This is a genomic window from Paraburkholderia guartelaensis (assembly GCF_004353905.1).
GTDB lineage: Bacteria > Pseudomonadota > Gammaproteobacteria > Burkholderiales > Burkholderiaceae > Paraburkholderia > Paraburkholderia guartelaensis.
Genome location: NZ_SMOD01000001.1, coordinates 265583 through 287496 on the forward strand (window position 1 = coordinate 265583; position 21914 = coordinate 287496).

Below are 21914 nucleotides of genomic sequence, written 5' to 3' on the forward strand. Positions count from 1 at the left end.
CGGGGTTAGTGAGCGAGGATCGGTTCGGCAGCCGCATCGGTTGCGAAGCGGCGCGCGGAGAATGCGGGCAGTTCAGCGGGCATTGGGCCACCCGTGATCCACGGCGCGATGCGCAGCGCGTGGGCCGCGGCGAGCGTCACGCCGCTATGGCAGGTGACGACGAAGGCACCCGGATGCGCCTCGGACTGGTCGTAGATCGGAAAGCCATCGGGGCTGTAGACGCGCAGCGCGGCCCACATGCGCACGAGCCGCACATGAGCGAGCATGGGAAACGCGCGCACGCCGCGCGCCGCGATCTGGCGCAGGATCGGCGTGGTGGTGAAGTCGTTGAAGCCGGCTTCTTCCATCGAGTCGCCGAACTGCACCGTGCCTTCGTCGGTCTGCCGCACGTTGATGGTCGGGTAGCGCAGAAACGGCTCGACGCGCTCGCTCACGAGCACCTGGCCGCGATTGGGCGCAACGGGGGCGTCCAGGCCCACATGCGGTGCCAGCGCGCGATTGCCTAGGCCGGCTGCGAGAACGACACGCGCAGCGCGATACACGCCGCGCCGGCCTTGCACGCTGAACCCGCCCGGCCCGGCGACGATACGCTCGGCGCGCTCGCCCGAGACGAGCCGTACGCCGCGCCGCTGCATCGCGACATGGAGCGCGCGCAGCAGCTTGAGCGGATTGACGTGGCCATCCATCGGCGTATAGCTTGCGCCGACGACCGCGGGGCCGATGCCGGTCAGCCGCTCGCGCAGCTCGCGATGATTTAGTAGTTCGAAAGGATAGTCGCCGATCTCGGCCTGCAAAGTGGAGAGCCGTTTATGGCGCTCGGCGAGTTCTTCGTCCGAGAAGCAGATGTGAAAGCCGCCAGGCTGGCGCAGCGCGACGTCCACGCGCGCCTCGTCGGCGAGGCTTTGCGCGAGCAGCGGCCAACGCTGCGCCGAACTGCGCGACCAGCGCGCGTACGGCGAAAGGCCGTAACCCTTTCCCTGAATCCAGACGAGGCCGAAGTTGCCGCGCGAGGCGCGAAAGCCGCCGTCGTCCTCGTCGAGCACGGTCACGCGCGCGCCTTCGCGGGCGAGCCCATAGGCCACGGCGGAGCCGACGAGGCCGCCGCCGATCACGAGCACGTCGGGGCTCGCGGTGGAGTTTTGTGTCATCGGGCTTCTCCGATCAGGATGCGGTCCAGCCCGACCATGCGGTCGAGCAGCAGCATCAGCAGGATCGTGCCGACGATCAGCACCGCCGACACCGAGGTGACGAGCGGATCGATCGTCTGCGCGATCTGGTTGTACATGGCGACGGGCAGCGTGGTGGTGCCGGGCGTCGCGACGAAAATGGTCATGGTGAGCTCGTCGAAGCTCTGGATGAACGACAGCACCCAGCCGCCTGCCACGCCCGTGCGGATCATCGGCAGCACCACGCGGCGGAATGCCGTGAAGCGGCTCGCGCCACAGGAAAGCGCCGCGCGCTCGGCGTCGCGATCGAGGCCGACTGCCGAAGAAAGCGCGAGACGCAGTGCATACGGCAGCACGATCACCACGTGCGCGGCGACGAGCGCCCAGAACGACCCGTTCAGGTTGAGCAGCGAGAGAAAGCGCAGGAACGCGATGCCGAGCACGACGGCGGGAATCATCATCGGCGAGAGGAAGAAGCTCACCAGCGCGCCGCGGCCTGCAAAGCGGTAGCGCGCGATGGCGAGCGCGGCGGGCACTGCGAGCGCCACGCCGATGGTGGCGGCGGCGAACGCAAGGCGCACGGAGAGCCAGAACGCCGAGACGATGTCGCCGTTCTGCCAGATCGCGCGAAACCAGCGCAGCGAGGCGCCGTCGAACGGCATCGAGATATAGCCCTTGTCCGTGAAGGCCACGAGCAGCACGACGACGATGGGTGCGAGCATGAAGGCGAGAAAGAGCGCGTTGAACGCGAGCCCGAGGAATCCGTTGCGTTTCATGGCGGGGCCCCTTCAGTCGAAGATATGCTTGAAACGGCGTTCGGCGAGACGGCTGCAGCCCATCACGATCGCCACGTTGGCGATCAGCAGCAGCACGGCAATGCTCGCGCCGAGCGGCCAGTTCAGGGTGCCGAGGAACTCGTCGTAGGCGGCCGTGGCGACGACTTTCAGGCGCCGTCCGCCGATCAGCGCGGGCGTGGCGAACGCGGAGGCCGAGAGCGCGAACACGATGATCGAGCCCGAGAGCACGCCCGGCATGATCTGCGGCAGGATCACGCGGCGGAACACGCGCAGCGGCGAGGCGCCGAGCGAGCGCCCGGCCCATTCCACTTGGGGATCGAGCTTTTGAAGCGTCGCCCAGACCGACATCACCATGAACGGAACGAGCACGTGTGTAAGGGCGATGATGGTGCCCGTCATGGTGAACACGAGACGAATGGGCTCGTCGGTGATGTGCAGCGCCTGCAGCGCGTTGTTGAGCACCCCGTTATTGCCCAGCAGGATTTGCCAGCCGAGTGTGCGCACCACCACCGAGATCAGCAGCGGGCCGAGCACGATTAGCAGGCAAACGGATTGCCAGGGCCTGCGCATGCGCGCGAGCACCAGCGTTTCGGGCACGCCCAGCACGATGGAAAGCAGCGTGACGGCGAATGCGAGTCCCGCCGTGCGCAGGAAAATTTCGCCGTAGTAGGGATCGCTCAGGACCTCCAGGTAATTGGTGGCGGTCCAGCCGCGTTGTACGCCCGCGATGTCGCTGAACACATGAAACGAGAGCACGAAGGTGAGCAGGAGCGGCACCAGCAGGAGCGCGAGAAAAAGCAGCAGCGCAGGCGCGGAGAGCAGCCACGGCGCGGCGCCCGCGCGCGAGTCGTCAAGCGTTGCCATGAGTGCCCTCCCGCGTGAGCACGCGCAGATCGTCGTCGGTCCAGGCGAGGCCCACTTCGTGGCCTTCCTCGGGCGGCGGCGCGCCATGGTTCGGTTGGGCGACATGCAGCTTGCCGAGCGAGGTTTCCACCGCGAGCAGCCATTGATTGCCCACGAACACGCGCGTCGTCACGCGCCCCGTGAGGCGCGCGTCGCCATTGGCCAGATGCACTTTTTCAGGGCGGATATAGACGTTCACGGCGCCCGCCACCTCGCGGCCTTCGTGCGGCACGTGCAGCATCGTCCCGGCGACCTCGACCTCGGCGCAGCGCGGATTGCGGCGCAGCACTTCGCCCGCGAGCGTATTGGTGCGGCCAAGAAAGGTGGAAGCGAAGGGCGTGGCCGGGCGCTCGTAAGCGTCGAACGGCGTACTCAACTGCGCGATGGTGCCGCGGTGCATGACGGCAATCCGATCGCTCATCGTCATCGCTTCCACCTGGTCGTGCGTCACGAGAAGGGTCGTGATGCCAAGGCGTTTCTGGATCGCGCGTAGTTCTATATGCATCTCCTCGCGCAGCTTGGCGTCGAGGTTCGACATCGGCTCGTCGAGCAGCAAGAGTTCGGGCTGCATCGCAAGTGCGCGGGCGATCGCCACGCGCTGGCGCTGGCCGCCCGAAAGCTCCTTCGGGTAGCGCGCGTCGAGCCCGCGCAAACGCACGAGTTCCAGCGCCTCGGCAATGCGCTCCGCGCGTTGCGCGCGCTTCATCTTCTGCATCTCCAGACCGAAGCCCACGTTACCGGCCACGGTCATGTGCGGAAAGAGCGCATAGCTTTGAAACACCACGCCGATGCCGCGTTTCTCCGGCCGTTCGTTTGTGATGTCGCGGCCATCGAGCGTGATGCGGCCGGTGCTCGGCGTGACGAAGCCCGCGATCATCTGCAGTGTGGTCGTCTTGCCGCAGCCCGAGGGACCGAGCAGCGAGAGAAACTCGCCACGCGCGACCGTGAGGTCGATCTGCTCGATCGCCGTGAAGTCGCCGTAGCGCTTCGATATGCCTTGCAGGGTGAGGAAGCTCATGAGCGTCGGTCCTCGCTGTGCGTTGCGTGCGGGTCAGGGAGCGCGCGCATCAGCGCTCGACCGAACGGTTCCAGCGCTCGGTCCACTCGGTGCGATGCTCGTTGATGGTGGTCCAGTCCATCGCCGTGAGCTTCGAGATCTGGTCGGGACCGTAAGGCACGCGCGCGGCCACTTCAGGCGTGAGCTTGACGTTCTTGTTGACGGGGCCGAGGCCGATGTCCGCGGCCTGCTGGGCCTGCACTTCGGGGCTCAGCAGGAACTGGATGAACTGCTGCGAGAGCTGCGGCTGCGCGTTCTGCGCGATAGAGCATGCGGCTACCTGCAGCGCCACGCCGCCTTCCTTCGGGTAGATGAACTTGAGCGGGAAGCCGGTGTTTTGCAGCGCCACCGCGCGACCACTGCCGTAAGGCGCGATGATCACGTCGCCGGACTGCATGAGGCCGTCCATTTCGCCAGGCGTGGGAGCCCACGAAAGCACATTGGGCGCGACCTGCTTCGTCATCGCCTTGAAGCCGGGGTCGATGTCCTTCTCGCCGCCGCCGTTCAGGCGCGCGAGCATCACGAGCGTATGCAGGCCGTAGGTGTTGGTGATGGGCGGCACGCCGAGCTTGCCTTTCACGCGCGCGTCTTCGAGCGACTTCCACGAATCGGGCGCGGGCAGGCCGAGCTTTTTGAACGCCTGTTCGTTATAGCCGATGCCGGTCGCCACCATGCCCACGCCCACCGCGGTCGGGCCAATGTGCGCGAGCGGATAGAGGTCCTTCATGACCGGGGCGTCGTCGAGCTTGCCGCACAGGCCGAGTTGCATCGCCTGGTACATCGGGCCGTCGTCCATCACGGCGACGTTGATCTGCTCGTGTCCCTTTTGCGCCTGGAGCTTGGCGAGCGTATCGCTCGAATTGCCCGCCACGTAGACGATCTTGACGTCATGCGCCTTTTCGAACGCCGGGATGATCTTCTGACGATAGAGCTGCTCATTGGAGCCGCCGACGTTGGCGACGTACAGCGTGGTTTCGGCCTGGGCGAGCGAGGCCGCGGCGAGCGTGCCGGCGACGGCGAGTGCGACGAATGCGGCTTTGGGGGAGAAGGTTGAACGACGGCGCATCGCGGCTTTCATGACGACGATCTCCATTCGAGTGTGGGGAACGGCGAACCGGACAGTGCGCCGATGCATCGCAGTCTGTGCCGCGCTGGCCATATCGTCCAATACGAATAAAATGCCAACCTATACGGGAATGATATGGACCAGGGTTAGGCCCTGGCGTATGGACCAGGCTCAAATCAGGGTTAAGCCCAGGAGAGATCACCTTGAATCTGAAGCACGTCGAGGCGTTTCGCGCGGTGATGGTGTCGGGCTCGATGACGGCCGCCGCGAAGGCGCTCTACACCTCCCAGCCCAACGTGAGCCGCCTGATTGGGCAACTGGAGCGCGAGACCGGCCTCACGCTGTTTCAGCGTGTGGGCATCCGCCTCATTCCTACGAGCGAGGGCAATGCGTTTTTTCGCGAAGTCGAGCGCGCGTATGTGGGCCTGCAAGGACTCAGCACCGCCGCCGCGCAAATCCGCAATCTCGGCAGCGGCCGTCTGCGCATTGCCGCAATGCCTTCGGCTGGGCTCACGCTCGTGCCGCATGCCATCGACAAGTTCCGCCGCCTCTTTCCCGGCGTGACGGTCTCGTTGCACGTGAATACATCGGGCACGGTGAACCACTGGACCGGTTCGCAGTTCTGCGATCTGGGTGTGGCGGTGTACATCAGCGAAGCGTCGAACTGCGAGGTCGAATTGCTTTCGAAGGTCGCGGCCGTCTGCGTGATGCCGGCCACCCATGCGCTCGCGAAAAAGGCCATGATCCGGCCTGCCGATCTGGAGGGGGAATCGTTCATCTCGCTGTGCCATGGCGACGGCACGCGCACGCAAATGGACGAGGTGTTCCAGCGCGCGGGCGTGGAGCGCGTGCTCGCCATCGAGGCCCAGTACACGGCGATCTGCTGCGAGATGGTCCGCTGCGGCATGGGCGTGACGCTTGCGCATCCCATCGTCGCGCGTGATTTCGCGGGGCCGGACATCGCGATCCGGCCGTTCTCGCCGGCGGTGCTGTTCCCGACGTACCTGCTGTTTCCGCCGAACCGGCCGCGCGAGCGTCTCGTGGCCGAATTCGTCGAGGTGCTGCGCGAGCACCACGACGGTCTGATTGCTCAGATGAAAGCGCCCGATCGCGAGCCCGCGCGCAAACGCACGAAGAAAGCGGCGGCTTGACGGTGGCTTGAGGCGCGCGATCAGGCGTTGCTTTTTGCGCCGCGCTTCTTATGCGCCGCGCGCTCCACGAGATGCTCGACCATGCGCTGCGCCGCCGGCTGAAGCGTGTCGAACGCACGAAAGCAGACGATGAAACGCCGCCGCGCCCAGGCGTCGGTGAGGGGGATGGTGTGCACGTCCAGGATGCGCCGGTAAGTGTTGCTCACCTCCTGGGGCACGACGCTGATGCCGAGATTGGCGGCCACCACGCGAAACGCCGCGTCGAGCGTCGACACCACCGCGCGATAGGCGACCGTGCGCCCGCTGCGCGCCGCCGACTGCCGTAGCATCGTATGCACGGCGGTGGAGGTCGGCAGGCCCACGTGCTCGTAATCGAGCGTTTCCTCGAAGGCAATGGTGCGGCGTTTCGCGAGCGGGTGCTCGGGATGCACGGCGAGCACCAGCCGGTCTTCGCGCCAGGGACGCGATTGCAGTCCCCCGAGTTCCACGTTGTCCCAGCACACGCCGAGCGACGCCGCGCCGTCGCGCACGCGCTCCACGAGTTCGTGCGAGGTGCGCTCTTCCACGTTCACGCGAATGTTCTTGTAGGCCGGCAAGCGCATGAACGACGCGAGATCGTCGAGCAGCGCCTCGGCGATCGCGGAGGCCGAGGCGCACACGCTCACGCTGCCCGAGAGGCCGCTGCCGAGCGCGGCGACGTCGCTGGCCGCGCGCTCGAGCGTGAATATCACGCTGCGCGCGTGTTCGAGCAGAGCGACGCCCGCCGCGGTGGGCTGCACGCCGCGGCGCGAGCGCGTGAGCAGCGGCACGCCGAATTCGCTTTCGAGCTGGGCGATGCGCTTGCTGATGGCCGAGGGCTCGATGTGCTCCTCGCGCGCCGCGCGCCCCATGTTGCCGTGCTCGCACACGCTCACGAGCAGGCGCAGGGTCTTGAGGTCGATGTCGTGCACGGTGTCTCCTGACTGCGTTTCTGTATGTTTCCAGATTGGAATCTTGAAGCTTGCAAAATACCGCTTTATGTATTTTGCGGAATGCCTAAAGTTAGCACATCGCTGGAGACAAAAACGGAGACACCTTCATGCCCCCATTACCTCAGTGGGCCCAGACGCGCGCCGTGATACGCGAGGTCGGCCTGCGCGACGGCCTGCAGAGCATCCAGACGGTGCTGCCCACCGAACACAAGATCGACTGGATCCGCGCCGCGCACGAAGCCGGCCAGCGCGAGATCGAGGTGGGCTCGTTCGTGCCTGCGCGCCTGCTGCCACAGCTCGCGGACACGGCGGAACTCGTCGCCTATGCAAAGACTCTGCCGGACCTCTTCGTCTCGGTGCTCGTGCCGAACCTGAAGGGCGCCGAGCGCGCGCTGGAAGCGCAAGCGGACCTGATGCTCGTGCCCCTTTCCGCGAGTGAAGCGCATAGCCTCGCGAACCTGCGCAAGACGCCCGATGAAGTCGTGGCCGAAGTGGCGCGCATACGCGCCGCGCGCGACGCCAGCGGCGCGAAGACGCTGATCGAAGGCGGCATCGGCACGGCGTTCGGCTGCACGCTGCAAGGGCGCGTCGAGCCCGCCGAGGTGCTGCGCTGCATGCAGGCGCTGCTCGACGCGGGCACGGATCGCGTGAGCCTCGCTGACACCGTGGGCTACGCCAACCCCGCCGCCGTGCGCGAACTCTTCGAGGCCGCCCGCGAGATCGCGGGCGAGCGGTTGTGCTGCGCGCACTTTCACGACACGCGCGGCCTCGCGCTCGCCAACGTTTATGCCGCACTGGAGGCGGGTGTGACCCGCTTCGACGCCACGCTCGGCGGCATCGGCGGCTGTCCGCATGCGCCGGGCGCGAGCGGCAATGCGTCGAGCGAAGACCTCGCGTTCATGCTCGCCGACATGGGCATCGACACCGGCATCGACATCGAACGGTTGCTGGCGCTGCGCGCGCGCGTGGCCCAGTGGCTGGAGGGCGAAACGCTGCATGGCACGCTCTGGCGTGCCGGTCTGCCGAAAACCTTTGGCGCAATCGCGCGTCACGCCTGATTAGTTTGAGATCCTTATGAATACGCAAAACCGTTTGCCGCTCGAAGGCGTGCGCGTCATCGAATTCACGCACATGGTCATGGGGCCCACCTGCGGAATGATCCTGGCGGACCTGGGCGCCGAAGTCATCAAGATCGAACCGCCCGGCGGCGACAAGACGCGCAATTTGCCGGGTCTCGGGATCGGCTTTTTCCGCTCGTTCAACCGCAACAAGAAGAGCGTGGTGCTCGACATCAACACCGAATCGGGCCGCGCGGCTGCCGTCGAGCTGATCGGCGAGTGCGATGTGATGCTGGAAAACTTCCGGCCCGGCCTCATGGAAAAGCTCGGGCTCGATTACGCCACGCTCTCGCAACAGTATCCGCGCCTCATCTACGTCTCACACAAGGGCTTTTTGCCGGGCCCCTATGAAAAACGTCTCGCGCTCGACGAAGTCGTGCAGATGATGGGCGGCCTCTCGTACATGACCGGGCCTGCGGGGCGGCCGCTGCGCGCAGGAACGTCGGTGAACGACATCATGGGCGGCATGTTCGGTGCGATCGGCGTGCTGGCCGCGCTGCGCGAGCGCGACGCGACCGGGCGCGGACAGGAGGTGCAGAGCGCGTTGTTCGAGAACTGCGTGTTCCTGAGCGCGCAGCACATGCAGCAGTACGCGATGACGCACGAAGCGCCGCCGCCCATGCCTTCGCGCGTGTCGGCGTGGAGCGTGTACGACGTGTTCACGCTTGCCGAGGGCGAACAGCTTTTCATCGGCGCGGTGAGCGACAAGCAGTTCGTGACGCTGTGCGACGTGATCGGCTGCCCGCAGCTCGCCGACGAGCCGCACTTCGCGAACAACGCGCTGCGCGTGGCGGTGCGGCCCGAACTGCTCGAGCGCCTCGGCACCGTGCTCGCCACGCAGCAGGTGGCCGAACTCATGCCGCGTCTCGAAGCGGCCGGCATTCCGTACGCGCCGATCGTGCGCCCCGACCAGTTGCTCGACGACCCGCATCTCAAGGCGAGCGGTGGACTCGTGCCGATGCAGACCGACGACGGCGGCATGACCGAAGTCGTACTGCTGCCGCTCATGATGGGCGGCCGCCGTCCCGGCGTGCGTCAGCCGCTGGCAAAGGTGGGCGAGCATACCGAAGAGGTGCTGGCGGCCCTGAAGTCACACGCAGCGCCCTGAGCAAGCGGCAGAAGAAGTAGCAGCAGCACGTTCGCGGTTCCCCCGCCGGCCTGCCATACGGTTGCGCGTGCCACGAGCCGCCAGAAGCTCGCACGCGCCGCTCGCTCGTGGGCCCGGCGTTCACAAGAATGACGCCCGGTGAGGCGTCGTCACGGAGACAAGCATGCAACGAACCCTCGGCGCGGACGCCCCGCTCGACGCCGTCACGGCCCCACCCGTAGGCAATCGCGCAGCGGCAGCGCTTTCCGCGCGGCTCGACCGCCTGCCCGCCACGCGCCAGCTCTGGATGCTGGTCATGCTGATCTCGCTGGGCGGCTTCTTCGAGGTCTACGATCTCATCTTCACGGGCTATATCGCCCCGGGCATGGCAAAAAGCGGCATGCTGCAAACCACCACGCATGCATTCTTCGGCTTCAACGGCATCGGCGCCTTCGTAGCCGCGACTTTCGCGGGTCTTTTCATCGGCACATTCTGCTTCGGCTGGTTGCCGGACCGATTCGGACGACGAAGCGTTTTCACGTTCTCGCTGCTCTGGTATTCGGTGGGCTCGGTGGCGATGGCGTTTCAGCATACCTCGCAGGGGCTGATCCTGTGGCGCTTCATCACCGGCATCGGCGTGGGCATCGAGATCGTCACCATCGACAGCTATGTCACGGAGATGGTCCCGCAGCAGATGCGCGGCCGCGCCATGGCGCTGAATCAGGCGATCATGTTCGCGGCGGCGCCCTTTTCGGCGTTGCTTTCGTGGTGGCTCGTGCCGCAGGCGCCGCTCGGTCTCGACGGCTGGCGCTGGGTCGTGCTCGCCGGCTCGCTCGGTGCAGCGATCGTCTGGTTCGTGCGCCGTGCCGTGCCGGAAAGCCCGCGTTGGCTCGTCACGCATGGTCAAACCGAGGCGGCCGAACGTGTGATCTCGCAGATGGAGCAACGCGCGGTGATTGAAAACGGCAAGCCCTTGCCGGAGCCTTCGCCGACGCTCGTGCTGCCCGCACACCGGCGCGCTTCACTCGCGGAACTCTGGAAGCCGCCGTATCGGGCGCGCCTCATCATGCTGATCGCGTTCAACCTGTGCCAGGCCGTGGGCTATTACGGCTTCGCGAATTGGGTGCCTACGCTCCTGATCGGGCAGGGCGTGACCGTCACGAAGAGCCTGCTCTATGCGGTCGTGATCGCCATTGCGCTGCCGTGCGGGCCGCTGCTCGCGATGCTGGTGGCCGATCGCATCGAGCGCAAGTGGCTCATCGTCGGCTCAGCGTTCGCGGTGATCGTGTTCGGCTTGCTGTTCTCGCAGGCACGCGGGCCGCTCGCGCTCATTTCGCTCGGTGTCCTGATCAGTCTGGCGGGGCAGACCATATCCGTGTGCTATCACGCTTACCAGGCCGAGCTTTTCCCCACTGCGGTGCGATGCAGTGCGAACGGCATCGTCTATTCCGCAAGCCGCGTGGGCGCGATGATGTCGGGTTTCATCATCGCCGCGTTGTTGCGCGATTTTGGCGTGAGCGGTGTGTTCGCCGGTATCACCGTGTGCATGCTCGCGGTGATGATTTCCATCGGCGGATTTGGGCCGCGCACGAATGGCGTGCGGCTGGAAGAGCTTTCGGCTTGAGTCGCCAGGGAAGGAGGCGTGCCGGCTGGCACGCCCGCTTGTGCAACGCTCAGGCTGCGGCGATCACGTCGATGCGCAGCGTCGGGCCGCCTGCTGCGATTTCGAGCAGACGATCGACGTTCGGGTGCGCGCCCGGACGATTGCGTGCGTCGACGGTGTGCTCGGCGAACACGGCGAGGCCATGCTCGGCCGCGTTGGAGTCGAGCGTGCCGAAGGCTTCGCGCAGATAGTGGTAGACCGCGAGCGAGCCCTGCTTGCCGGGCTTGTTTTCGATGCTCGCGGCGACGTTGCCCTGAGCGTCCACGAGATCGATGCGCTCGATGCCGTCGATGCCCGGCAGCAGTGCGAGATTGTCTTTGAAGACGGCGCCCGGTTGAATTGCCTGAATCACTGAAAACACTCCGTTGGTTCGATAAATGGCTTTTGTGGAGCCGTATCTTAGCTGATCGGGGCGGGCGGCGCCGGGCATCAGGCGGCGTTCGCGCTCTGCAACACGCTTTCAATCGCGGCGGCGACGCTCAGCACGTGCGCGTCGCTGTCGGCGAGCCCCGCCACGCTCAAGCCCACCGGCGCCTCGCCGCGCGGCGCGCACGGCAGCGATATCGCGCAGCCGTCGAGGAAATTCACGATCGATGGATTGCGCAGGACGAGTGCGTTCGTTGCCGCGAAGTGTGCCGGGTCGGCTTCGAGCGCCGCGATGGCGGGCGGCACGATCGGCACGGTCGGCATGAGGAAGGCATCGAAGCCCGCAAGTGCCGCGCGCGCCTGCGCGATCGTGGCGGCGCGCGCGGCGAACAGGTCGATGTAGTCGGCTGCGCTCGCCGTTTCGCCCAGGCGGATGCGCGCGAGCACGCGCGGATCGTAGCGCTGAGCGTGAGCATGGAGCCGGCTGCGGTGCGTCGCGTAAGCCTCGATCGGCGAGAAGCCGAAGCGGTTGATGGCGGGCAGCGCCTCCAGCAGCGGCAGGTGCAGCGGGGTAAGCTGCATACCCGCTCGCGAGAGGCGCGTGAGCGTGGCTTCCCACGTGCGGGCGACATGCGAGTCCATGCCTTCGGTCACGTAGTTCGAAAGTACCGCGAGGCGCAGGCTCCTGGGCGCCGCGGGGCGCACGCGCGCGGCGTCGCCGTCCGTGGGCAGGCCCGCAAGCACGCGGTCCACCAACGCGCAGCACGCCACGCTCGGGGCGATGGCGCCTATCGAGTCGAGCGAGGTCGAGAGCGGGAACACGCCCGCTGTCGGCACGCGACGAGCCGTGGGCTTGAAGCCGGTGAGGCCGCAGAACGCGGCGGGGATGCGCAACGAGCCGCCCGTGTCGCTGCCGAGTCCGACCGCGGCCATGCCGCCCGCCACCGAGGCTGCCGCACCGGACGAGGAGCCGCCCGCCACACGTGCCTCGTCGCCGTCGCGCCACGGCGAGCGCGGCGTACCGCGCCACGGATTGAGACCGAGCCCCGAGAACGCGAACTCGCTCATGTTGGTGCGCCCGAGCGGGACGGCCCCGGCGCGGCGCAGGCGCGCCACGGCGGGTGCGTCGAAGGCGGCGGGCGGTGTGTCGTCGAGCACGCGCGAACCCGCGCGCGTGGGTTCGCCCGCCACGTCGAACAGGTCCTTGATGGAGACCGGCAGGCCCGCGAGCGGCGAGAGCCGCACACCCGCGCGGCGCAGCGCGTCCTGGGCGTCAGCCTCGCGCCGGGCACGTTCCGAGTCGAGGGCAATGAACGCGTGGCCGCCGTTGCCGCCAGCGGCTTCGATGCGTTCCAGCGCGGTTTCCACGAGCGCACGGCTCGTCGTGCGGGCCGCATCGAGGTCGGCGGCGAGTTGGGAGAGGGGCGCGGCAGGGAGGAATGACATGGGTGCGTTACGCGTGTTCGGGGAAAAGGATGAGGGCTTGGGCCGCTTCAGGCGACAACGGGCAGCGCGCGAACCGCGTAACGCGCGCGCAGGCTGCGTTCGAGCACCGGGTCGTGCAGTTCGAGTTCGAACGCGTCGCCCGAGTCCATCGCCGCCATCTCGCCGTTCACGGCGAGCGTGCCGCTGTACATCGCGCTGCCCGGCGGCAGCGCGCCCGTTTCCGTGTAGCGGCGCCACAGGTCGGCCGGCGGCAGGAGGCCGTCCACGGCGCCGCTCTGGTAGGCGCGCGTTTGCCCGTTCGCGGCGACGAGTGTGGCGCGCATCGTCAGGCGGTCCCAGTGGCCGGCCACGTCCTCGTAGCGCCACGCCTCGCGGCCCAGCGGCTTCGGGCATACCTGCTTGGACACCGCCACGCTGTACGCCTCGGCCTTGCGGTCGGTGTGATCGGAGCCGATTGTCACGAGCGTGCCGAGCGGACTCGCCACGAGCACGCACTCGATCTCGCCACTCGTGTGGGTGCCGAGCACGTCCACGGTCTCGGTCTGGTTCAGTTGCTCCGCACCCACGCGGTAGAAGAGCGGCGTACTCGAAGGCGGCGCCACGCCGAGCGCGGCGAGTTCGTCGATGTGGTGCTGGATCGCGTGGGCATCTCGGCCGGCCCAGCCGGCGATCACGAGCGTGTCGATATCGAGAGAAAGCGGCGTGGCTGTGCCACCGGCCGGAAGGACGGTGAAGGAAAGCGTCGTCATGATGGTAGTTCGAGAGAGGTGGAGCGCACCCGGCGCACTTCCTGGTGCGCCGGGAGGAAAGCCGGAGGTCAGTCCTGCAGCGGGCGATGCGCGGTTTCGCGTGCGGCGATCAGGGCGATGCCGGTGACGATGAGTGCGCCGCTCACATAGAGTGAGACGGCTGCGGTGCTGTGCCAGCTGCGGAACAGCGCAACGATGATGAGCGGCGCGAAGCCGCCGCCGAGGATCCCGGCGAGCGTATAGGCGAGCGAAGAGCCGGCATAGCGCACGCGCGTCGGGAACTGCTCGGTGACGAAGGCGGCCTGCGGACCGTACATCACCGCGTGAATGACGAGGCCGATCATGACGGCGAGCACAATCAGCGCGGGTTGTGAGGTGTTCATCAGCATGAAGAAGCCGAACGCCCAGACGATTCCCGCGATCACGCCGCCGAGGTACACGGGCCGCCGCCCGAAACGGTCGGAGAGCGCGCCGAAGAACGGCACGGAAAGGGCGTTGCAGGCGGTGCCCGCGAGCACGGCGGTGAGCGCGAGCGGACGCGAGAGATTGAGTACTGTGGTCACATAGGTGAGCGTGAACACGACGAGCAGTGCGTACAGCACGTCGGAGCCGATGCGCGCACCGCCTGCCACGATGAGGCGACGCCAGTGCTGCGAGAACACTTCGAGTACGGGCACCTCTGCCGTGGCGTGCGCTTCGTTGAGCTTTTCGAATTGCGGCGTTTCACCGACGCTGCTGCGCACCCAGATACCGAAGGCCACGAGCAGCAGGCTCGCGAGGAACGGAACGCGCCAGCCCCACGAGAGGAACGCATCGGACGACACCGAGATCGTGATGACGGCGATGAAGCCCGTGCCGAGCAGCGTGCCGAACGAGGGCCCGACTTGCGCCCACGAAGCGTTCAGGCCGCGCTTCTTCTGGTCGCCGTGCTCCACGGCGAGCAACACCGCGCCCGCCCATTCGCCGCCGAGCGCGATGCCCTGCACGAAGCGCAGCGCGACGAGCAGCACGGGGCTCAGAATGCCGGCCGTGGCATAGGTGGGCAGCACGCCCATCAGTGCCGTGGTGATGCCCATGAGCACGAGGGTGATCATGAGCACGGCGCGGCGCCCGAGCCGGTCGCCGAGATTGCCGAAGATGAAGCCGCCGAGCGGCCGTGACACGTAGCCCACGGCATAGGTCGAGAACGCGAGCAGCGTGCCTGCAAGCGGATCGACCGACGGGAAGAACAGGTGATTGAAGACCAGCGCGGCGAGCGTGTTGTAGACGGTGAAGTCATACCATTCGAGCGACGTGCCGATCATGCTGGCGCTCGCAAGACGGCCGCGTCCGGCGCGGGTGCTGCCGATCGTCGAGGCCTGGGCGAGAGAGTTCATCGGGGTCTCCATAGTCGTTGGACGGGCCGTGTGTTGCGTGTAGCGTTGTGTGAAGCGCCTGGGGCCTCTGTTGCGTCACGCCGCGAGGCGCCAGAGCATGTCGAAGCTGCACACCGTTTCGCGCGCAACGCCCGCGGCTTGCGCAAGCTGTTCGGCGGCGGCGCGCGCCGCGGCGTTCGAACTGCCTTCCACGAACACGACCGCATCTTCCTGTACGGCGCGCGCCGTGCTCGCATCGTCGCCGGTTGCAAGCGACGAGGAGAGCGTGCCTTCGGTGCGGAATACGCGCACCGCATGGACGCCGGGCTCGTGCGTGGCGGTATCGGCCGCATCGCGCCAGTTGGCGGCGGCGAGCGCCTGCGGCGCGGCCACGAAGATCGCGACGTGAGCGCCTTCGCCTTCGCCAGCCTCGAACGCAAGCTCGCCCACGCGGCGCTGCGTGTCGCTCATGCGCGCGAAGTTGCGCAGCGACCAGTCGGTCTGCACCGTGAAGGCCTGCCGGTAGGCGTCGCTGCGAAACACATCGAGCGATTCCGTCACGTAGAGCGCGAGATAGCGGCGCGCGTGACCGTCGTTGGCGAGAAAGCGCCGCGCATGGCGAAAGCCGCGAATGCCCACGCGCTCCTGCATGTGCTCGCGGTCGTACCACGCGTTGAAGTCGGCTTCGGCCTGCGGGTCGGTGTCGGTCCAGATGCAAAGCTGGCCGGGCTGGGCGTTCGGTGTCGTGCTCATCGGGTCTTCCTGCGCATGCGTTGAATCGGATAGACGCAGTGTGGCGAGCGCGGGCCGCTTCGGTCCAACAAGAAAAAAAATACGCTGTGAACAGGTTTTCTTATCGCCTGTTTTTGGCGCTGGGGGCGCGTGACGGGTTTGCCGCGCGCTGGCGCGAGGGTTTCGTGGACTCTGCAGCGGTTTTTGTGGCGGACTTTGCAGCGCCTGCGGCGCGGGCTGGGGTTTTCGGGCGGCGCGCGATGCTGGCGGATCTGGCTGGCTCCCCGCCGCCGAGTTCCGACCCTAAAGTGAGCGCAAACGCTTGAGCCTGCTCCGCGGCCAGTTCGGCGATGCGCGCGGGCAACGGATGAATCTGCAGGCGATAGCTCGCAACGAGCGGCAGCGGCACGAAGCCACTTTCCACGTCAAGCACTTCGAGCGTCCCCTCGCGCAGTTCGCGCTGGATGATAGCGGGCGGCAGCACGCTAACGCCGAAGCCATCGGCCACGAGCCGGATCATGGCTGCCACCGAACTGATGCAGTTGATACGCACTGGGCGTTCCACCGCGCGCGCAAATTCGCGTTCGAGGGCGATATGCGGCCCTGAGTTCCTCGAGAAGCTGACGATGGGAAATTCGGCGAGCCGCGCAAGATCGACGCTTTGGCCCGAGAGCCCGAGCGTGGGGCTCGCCACCCAGCGCATGGGAAATTCGCACAGCGACAGGTCGGCGAACTCGCGGTCGCCTAGCGCGTGCGTTTGCAGGATCAGATCGACGGCGTCGGCTCGCAGCAATTGCGTGAGGTGGATCGTGGTGTCGCTCGTGACCTCGATCTCCAGATGCGGAAAGCGCTCGCGCACGCGCGCCATCAGCGCAGGAAACCAGCTATGCACGATCGACTCGACCACGCCGATGCGAATGAGGCCTCCACCTCCGCTGGTGTCTTCTACTTCGCGGCGCATCTCCTCGCCGAGATTCACGATGCGTTCGGCGTACGCGAGCATCTTGCGGCCCGCGGGCGTGAGCGTAGCTGAGCGCGAATTGCGGTCGAAGAGGCGCACGTCGAAGCTCTCCTCCAGCGAAGCGATGCGGCTCGACACGGCCGCCTGCGTGGTGTGGAGCTTTTCCGCGGTGAGGCGGAAGTTCTGCAGGCGCGCTAGCCAGATGAATGTTTCGAGAAACCGGATATTCATGATCAGGTGAAGGGCGGACGGCGAGGACGCATGATAGCGCGTTGCAGGGTGTTTATCGTTCGTGCGCCTGGATCAGCTGGCGATGTATAACCTGGCTTGCATTGGACTGCAAAATAAAGTGATCGTTGAAGGACTTTCCGTTGATCGAAAACGAACTAGCACTCAGGCTCGCGAATGACGAGCCGCTCGACACGCATGCGCCCGGGAGGCTCGAAGTAGGTTCCGAACCGAACCAGCCCGGCTTTCCTCAGATGACAGACCATAGTGAAGCTCACGAGGAGCCCTGGATCGGGCTTGTCGCTGATCTCGATGTCGATCGAACGCAGACGTGGCTCGAACTTGAGCAGCGTGTTTTCCATCTGGTTGCGCAAATCGTGGACTGACGCTGGCAAGTTCTTGTAGAAGTCGGTCAGGTCCGGCAATCCATATTCGGGCACATGCTTGAGCGCACCCGCTCGCGTGTTCAGGATTCGCCCTATGTTTGCCTGGACGCTCAGAATTTCGAGCGTATTGGCATCGTGGTTTTCGAGTGCCTCGCCATTGATGTGGCCAAGCAGCATGTCATAGAGAGACGGGCCTGTCGGCATGGCAAGGTCCCCATTACCCGGATGTTGCGGTCATGGCCGCGACAGGCTCGGCCCGATCCACGAAATCGATCGTGAGACCGCCTTCGGTCGCACTCGACAGGATGATCTTCGCCGGGGTTATTGATGCATCGCTCTATAGTCTCACCCGCACCCTAGCCGACGTCGGCGTTGCACGCCTTGCCCATGACAATCGGGACCGCTATCCGGCTGAGCTTTCGCAGCATATCGAAGGGGGGAGCAGCGCGTTGTCGGGACTCGTCTTGCGCACAGCCCAGCATTGGCGCCACGCCGTACACGGCCTCCTGTTCGCGCCGCTCTTCAAGGAGCGCGAGCTGGACCTACGAACCGAGAAGAATGAGAGCGACGGCAAGTCCGAAGCGGAGACTGCATTGCCGCAGCACCATTCGATCTGGCAAACCATCGCGGACCACAGCCGCAAGGTGCACGGCCGGCGCGTCGGCTTTTCATTTTCGACGACAGCCGCATGGATCGCCACGGCAGTCGTTGGCCTCTTCACCGTGGGCACCATCGTGTCGGGTTTCACGAACCGCGCAACGATCAGCGCCGCCAATGACACGGTTGCCAGACTTTCAGGCACCCAGAACCCCACGCAGCCAATGCAGACACTGGACAGCCTCGACAAACAAATCGATACGCTCGAAGTGCGCCAGCGCGAAGGCGCGCCGTGGACATCGCGCTTTGGCCTGAATCAGGACCGCACACTGCTAGCCGCCCTCCGGCCCGCCTATGCCGATGCCGCGGGCCGCATACTCGTGAGCCCGATTCGCCACAAGCTGGAGGACCGCCTGCGCCAGCTCGCCTCCATGTCCGATGAGGAAATCGCAAGCGGCGGTAGCGCGCAGGCACAAGCCGCCTACGATACGCTCAAAGCCTATCTGATGCTTGCGAGGCCCGAGCGTGCCGCGGCGTCCTTCCTGACACCGCAATTCCTCGCGACCGCGGTTCCGGCACGCCCATTCAACTCGTCGGTTACGTCGGGCACATGGGAAGATCTGCGTCAGCACACCGTCGCGTTTCTGGCGAGTCACATCGGGATGCAAACATCGGCCGGCGCCCGTGCGCTTGCCATTACGGCAGATAGCAGCCTGGTCGCGGCCGCCCGTCAGACGATCATCGGCGTTCGCGGCATCCAGAATTCGACGGAGGCGGTCTACCAGCAGATCCTTGAGGACGCGAAACCGAAGTACCCGCCAGTTTCCCTCGCCACACTGCTCGGAGACACCACCGGTCGCGGACTCTTCAACACGCCGCAGACGATCCCGGGCATCTTTACGCGCGACGCGTGGGAACAGCGCATTTCGAAGGCTATAGACGAAGCGAGCGAGCAGGGCAACATCGCTGGCGACTGGGTGTTGTCGGATGCGAAATCCGACAACCAGGCACCGTCGACACTGAGAGCCGAACTGCGCCAACGCTACTTCGATGACTACGCGCGCGCATGGGAGCTGTTCCTCAACAGCCTGCGCTGGCAGTCCACCCCTACACTATCGGCGACCGCCGATCAGCTCACGCTTCTAGGTGATCCGCAACGCTCTCCGCTGGTTGCGCTCATGACCGCAGTCGTGTATCAGGCAGGCGCGGGCGCAGCAACGCAATCGCTTTCGGATTCCCTGATCAGCAAGGCGCAACTGCTGGTCGGCCGCGACGAAAAAGATCCGTCGAAGCAGGCACAGCCCCAACTCGCCCCGCTCGCGGACGCGTTCGGGCCGATCCTGCGTCTGACCGGCAGCGATCTCGTGATCGGCACGTCGCCACAATCCGCCAAGGGCGCCGCGCAAATGGCGTCCACTGCGGACCTGAGTCTCGCCCGCTATCTCGAACGCGTGACGTCGATGCGGTTGAAGCTGCAACAAATGGTGAACAGCGCCGACACTGAGGCGATGGCGCGTGTGGCCGCGCAGTCCGTGTTGCAGGGCAAGACGTCCGACATCGCGGACAGCCGTGAGTACGCGAGCCGCGTGGCCGCCAGTCTCGGCGAGCAATGGGCGGGATTCGGCCAACTGCTGCAGGCACCGTTGAACCAGACCTGGCAGGCAGTTGTGCAGCCGGCGGCGGCGAGTCTGAATGACATCTGGCGCAATTCAATCGTGGCCGACTGGAACCAGGCTTTCGGCGGTCGCTATCCGTTCGCAGACTCGGACAACGACGCTTCGATACCCGACATGGTTCGCTTCATGCGCCCGGACAGCGGCGTGATCGCGCAGTTCGTTGCGATGCAGTTGGCCGGCATCGTCGAGCGGCAGGGAGACAGGTGGGTGGCCGCGCAAGGTCCAGATCACGGCACGCTCATCCTCGATCCGGGCTTCCTCGACAGTCTGAACCGGCTGTTGCGCGTTGGGATCGTACTGTTCCCGTCCGGCGATGCCCATATCCGGTTTGATCTGCGCGGCGTCGCAACACCGGGCATCGCGGATATGCGGATCGTGTTCTCGAACAACGATCTGCACTACTTCAACCAGAGGGAAGAATGGGTGCCGTTCGAGTGGCCGGGCCAGTCGCTGGATAACCTGTCGCACATCGAATGGCGGACGGAGCAGGCCGGCCTGCGCTCGGCCCTCGACGCACAGGGGCGGTTCGGGCCGATCCGCTTGCTGGAGCGTGCGAAGGTGTCCCAGCAGGACAACGCGCGCTATCTGCTGACGTGGACGCCGGACTCGAGTCAGGGCATCCCGCTCAAGGTCCAGTTGCGCAGCGACGGCGGTGCCGGGCCGCTCGGCGTGCTGCAACTCCGTCACTTCACGCTGCCCACCCGGATTTTTGCAGGTGGCGGAAAGTCGGGGCCCACGACTGCCACGAGCAATCCTCCGCCGTTGCCGCCGGCCGCACTGGCCACAGCGAAACAGGCGGCCATGCCATTGCCCCACGGTTCCGTGCCGGAGGCCCAATGAAGCTCGGAGAATTGTTTAGAAGCCTGTTCCCGGCGCGTGAAGACGCTGGGGAACTTGTCCGCGCGCGTCTGGATGCGTGGGCGCCGTGGCTGCAGCCGCTCGCGGATGAGGCCGGCGTCGGCCGCGATCCCGGCTACGAGGATGCGTTCTTCGCCCTGAAGGACGAGGCGAGCAAGCTTTCGGATATCGACGAGAGTTTGATCGTGCGTTCCTGCGAACAGCTTTTGAAGGAGACCGGCAAGGATCTGCGCCTGGCGGGCTACTATGCGTTTGCGCGGCTGCGCCAAGATGGGTCAGCGGGCTTCGCGGACGGCCTGGAACTCGTCGCCGCGCTCGTCGATCGTTTTGGCGAAGGCGTGCTGCCCGCGCGCGCCGAAGCGAAGAAAGGCGCACTTGAAATGCTGGCCACCACGCGCGTGATGGAACTCCTCAATAGCCGCGGCGAATTTGCACCTGTCGACCTCGAGCGCTCGCTCGCAGCACTCGACGTACTGGTGACGCTCACCAGTGCATGGCCTGAGACCGCGCGACCCAATCTGGCGCCGCTTATCTCGCGCTTCGAACGCAAGGAGGGTTCGGATTCCTGCGAAGGAGCGATTTCTGCGCCCCCATTGCCCGCTATGGCGAGTCCATCAACCGGACCGATCACCTCGACACGTGACCTGCTCGATCAGGCCCGCACGATGGCCACATGGCTGCACGACCAGGAGAACGGCTACCTGCCGTCGGTGCGCCTTGTGCGCAGCGTGCGCTGGGACACGTTGCACGAAGTGCCACCGTCGGATGCCGCGTCGCACACGCGACTCACAGCCCCGCGTTCCGAACTGCGTCAGCAAATGAAGCGGCTCGTGCTGCAAAAGCAGTGGCATGAACTGCTGGAACGTGTCGAGGGTACGTTCATGGAAGGCGTCAATCATCTCTGGTTCGATCTGCAGTTCTTTCAGCATACCGCCCTCGACCACCTTGGCGCGCCTTACAGCGCATGGCGCGAGCTGCTGCGTGCGGACTTCGCCCTCTTTCTCGAAAGACTTCCCGGGATTGAGCGGCTCTCATTCAACGACGGCACACCGTTCGCGGACGATACGACGCTCGAATGGATTGCGCGCCACGCTGTGGTGCGCGACCTCGAAGCGGGCGAGGGCATGGCTTCCTTGCCGGTGTCCGCAGACAACGAAGAAGAGAGCGCCGGCGATTGGCCGGAGATCGAGGCGCAGGCGCGGGATCTGGCCAGTCGAGATGGCATCGAAGCAGCGTTTGCGTGGCTCGAAGCGCTGCCAGGGATGCGGACCGAACGGCACCGTTACCTGCAGCGGTTCGTAATGGCACGCCTCGCCGATCATGCCGGTCGTGCGGATACGGCAGTTGCGCTGCTAGTCGAGCTGGACACCGCCGCACAGTCATTGCCGCTCATCCGCTGGGAGCCTTCTCTCGTATTCGAGGTGAAGTCCCAGTTGCTGCGGGCGCTCAAAGCGGCAAGCAACCGCAAGGATGCCGACAAGCCCGTTCTCGCCCGCCGTATCGGTGAACTGCAGGCCGAATTGATCCGGCTCGACCCGGCCCGCGCGCTGACGATCGCGTGAATCTGCTCCGGAAAAATAG

19 protein-coding genes are annotated in these 21914 nt (G+C 65.9%); 6 read left to right on the forward strand and 13 right to left on the reverse strand.

The window, feature by feature from the left end; genetic code table 11:
* Window positions 1–5: 5 nt before the first annotated feature.
* From E1N52_RS01185 to E1N52_RS01205, 5 genes are read right to left on the reverse strand one after another with little or no spacing between them, the layout of a single operon-like run.
* Complete coding sequence (locus E1N52_RS01185) at window positions 6–1148, reverse strand: NAD(P)/FAD-dependent oxidoreductase (RefSeq protein WP_133179412.1); 1143 nt, start codon at window positions 1146–1148, stop codon at window positions 6–8.
* Window positions 1145–1942, reverse strand: coding sequence for an ABC transporter permease (locus E1N52_RS01190; protein WP_133179414.1), 798 nt, complete (start codon window positions 1940–1942; stop codon window positions 1145–1147). The genes E1N52_RS01185 and E1N52_RS01190 overlap by 4 nt, the downstream gene beginning before the upstream one ends.
* A 12-nt stretch (window positions 1943–1954) precedes the next feature.
* A complete protein-coding gene (locus tag E1N52_RS01195) occupies window positions 1955–2827 on the reverse strand; it encodes an ABC transporter permease (RefSeq protein WP_133179416.1) in 873 nt (290 codons plus the stop codon).
* Window positions 2814–3884: an ABC transporter ATP-binding protein gene (locus tag E1N52_RS01200; protein WP_133179418.1), complete on the reverse strand. Its 1071-nt coding sequence runs from the start codon at window positions 3882–3884 to the stop codon at window positions 2814–2816. Before E1N52_RS01200 ends, E1N52_RS01195 begins: the two co-directional genes overlap by 14 nt.
* A 49-nt stretch (window positions 3885–3933) precedes the next feature.
* Window positions 3934–5001 carry an ABC transporter substrate-binding protein gene (locus tag E1N52_RS01205; RefSeq protein WP_133179420.1) on the reverse strand — a complete coding sequence of 356 codons (1068 nt, stop codon included), beginning with the start codon at window positions 4999–5001 and terminating at the stop codon, window positions 3934–3936.
* Between the two features lie 191 nt (window positions 5002–5192).
* On the opposite strand from E1N52_RS01205, the gene E1N52_RS01210 reads away from it, so the two are divergent.
* Window positions 5193–6140: a LysR substrate-binding domain-containing protein gene (locus E1N52_RS01210; protein ID WP_133179421.1), complete on the forward strand. Its 948-nt coding sequence runs from the start codon at window positions 5193–5195 to the stop codon at window positions 6138–6140.
* 20 nt (window positions 6141–6160) lie between these two features.
* On the opposite strand, the gene E1N52_RS01215 is transcribed toward E1N52_RS01210, so the two are convergent.
* The gene (locus E1N52_RS01215; protein ID WP_133179423.1) at window positions 6161–7090 is read right to left on the reverse strand and encodes a LysR family transcriptional regulator; all 930 of its coding nucleotides are present in this window, start codon (window positions 7088–7090) and stop codon (window positions 6161–6163) included.
* A 128-nt stretch (window positions 7091–7218) separates the two neighbouring features.
* Between E1N52_RS01215 and E1N52_RS01220 the strand changes: the two genes are divergently transcribed.
* From E1N52_RS01220 to E1N52_RS01230, 3 genes are all read left to right on the forward strand, one after another.
* On the forward strand, window positions 7219–8169 hold the full coding sequence (locus E1N52_RS01220; RefSeq protein WP_133179425.1) for a hydroxymethylglutaryl-CoA lyase: 951 nt from the start codon (window positions 7219–7221) through the stop codon (window positions 8167–8169).
* Between the two features lie 16 nt (window positions 8170–8185).
* The gene (locus tag E1N52_RS01225) at window positions 8186–9337 is read left to right on the forward strand and encodes a CaiB/BaiF CoA transferase family protein (RefSeq protein WP_133179427.1); all 1152 of its coding nucleotides are present in this window, start codon (window positions 8186–8188) and stop codon (window positions 9335–9337) included.
* A gap of 163 nt (window positions 9338–9500) precedes the next feature.
* On the forward strand, window positions 9501–10940 hold the full coding sequence (locus tag E1N52_RS01230) for an MFS transporter (protein ID WP_133179429.1): 1440 nt from the start codon (window positions 9501–9503) through the stop codon (window positions 10938–10940).
* 49 nt (window positions 10941–10989) lie between these two features.
* On the opposite strand, the gene E1N52_RS01235 is transcribed toward E1N52_RS01230, so the two are convergent.
* The 7 genes from E1N52_RS01235 to tssE form a co-directional block, all read right to left on the reverse strand.
* Window positions 10990–11328 carry a DUF2322 family protein gene (locus E1N52_RS01235; RefSeq protein ID WP_246088922.1) on the reverse strand — a complete coding sequence of 113 codons (339 nt, stop codon included), beginning with the start codon at window positions 11326–11328 and terminating at the stop codon, window positions 10990–10992.
* 80 nt (window positions 11329–11408) lie between these two features.
* Window positions 11409–12791 (reverse strand): amidase, encoded by a 1383-nt coding sequence (locus tag E1N52_RS01240; RefSeq protein ID WP_133179433.1) that lies wholly within the window; start codon window positions 12789–12791, stop codon window positions 11409–11411.
* A gap of 47 nt (window positions 12792–12838) precedes the next feature.
* The gene (locus E1N52_RS01245; RefSeq protein ID WP_133179435.1) at window positions 12839–13540 is read right to left on the reverse strand and encodes a DUF2848 domain-containing protein; all 702 of its coding nucleotides are present in this window, start codon (window positions 13538–13540) and stop codon (window positions 12839–12841) included.
* A 68-nt stretch (window positions 13541–13608) separates the two neighbouring features.
* On the reverse strand, window positions 13609–14916 hold the full coding sequence (locus E1N52_RS01250) for an MFS transporter (protein ID WP_425467984.1): 1308 nt from the start codon (window positions 14914–14916) through the stop codon (window positions 13609–13611).
* A gap of 75 nt (window positions 14917–14991) precedes the next feature.
* The gene (locus tag E1N52_RS01255; protein ID WP_133179438.1) at window positions 14992–15648 is read right to left on the reverse strand and encodes a DUF4286 family protein; all 657 of its coding nucleotides are present in this window, start codon (window positions 15646–15648) and stop codon (window positions 14992–14994) included.
* A 100-nt stretch (window positions 15649–15748) separates the two neighbouring features.
* Complete coding sequence (locus E1N52_RS01260; protein WP_133179440.1) at window positions 15749–16819, reverse strand: LysR family transcriptional regulator; 1071 nt, start codon at window positions 16817–16819, stop codon at window positions 15749–15751.
* 155 nt (window positions 16820–16974) lie between these two features.
* The gene (gene tssE / locus E1N52_RS01265) at window positions 16975–17406 is read right to left on the reverse strand and encodes a type VI secretion system baseplate subunit TssE (RefSeq protein WP_133179442.1); all 432 of its coding nucleotides are present in this window, start codon (window positions 17404–17406) and stop codon (window positions 16975–16977) included.
* Between the two features lie 71 nt (window positions 17407–17477).
* Between tssE and E1N52_RS01270 the strand changes: the two genes are divergently transcribed.
* Together E1N52_RS01270 and tssA are read left to right on the forward strand one after the other, a co-directional pair.
* Window positions 17478–20315 (forward strand): ImcF-related family protein, encoded by a 2838-nt coding sequence (locus E1N52_RS01270; RefSeq protein ID WP_246088902.1) that lies wholly within the window; start codon window positions 17478–17480, stop codon window positions 20313–20315.
* On the forward strand, window positions 20312–21895 hold the full coding sequence (gene tssA / locus E1N52_RS01275; RefSeq protein WP_133179446.1) for a type VI secretion system protein TssA: 1584 nt from the start codon (window positions 20312–20314) through the stop codon (window positions 21893–21895). Before E1N52_RS01270 ends, tssA begins: the two co-directional genes overlap by 4 nt.
* Window positions 21896–21914: the final 19 nt, after the last annotated feature.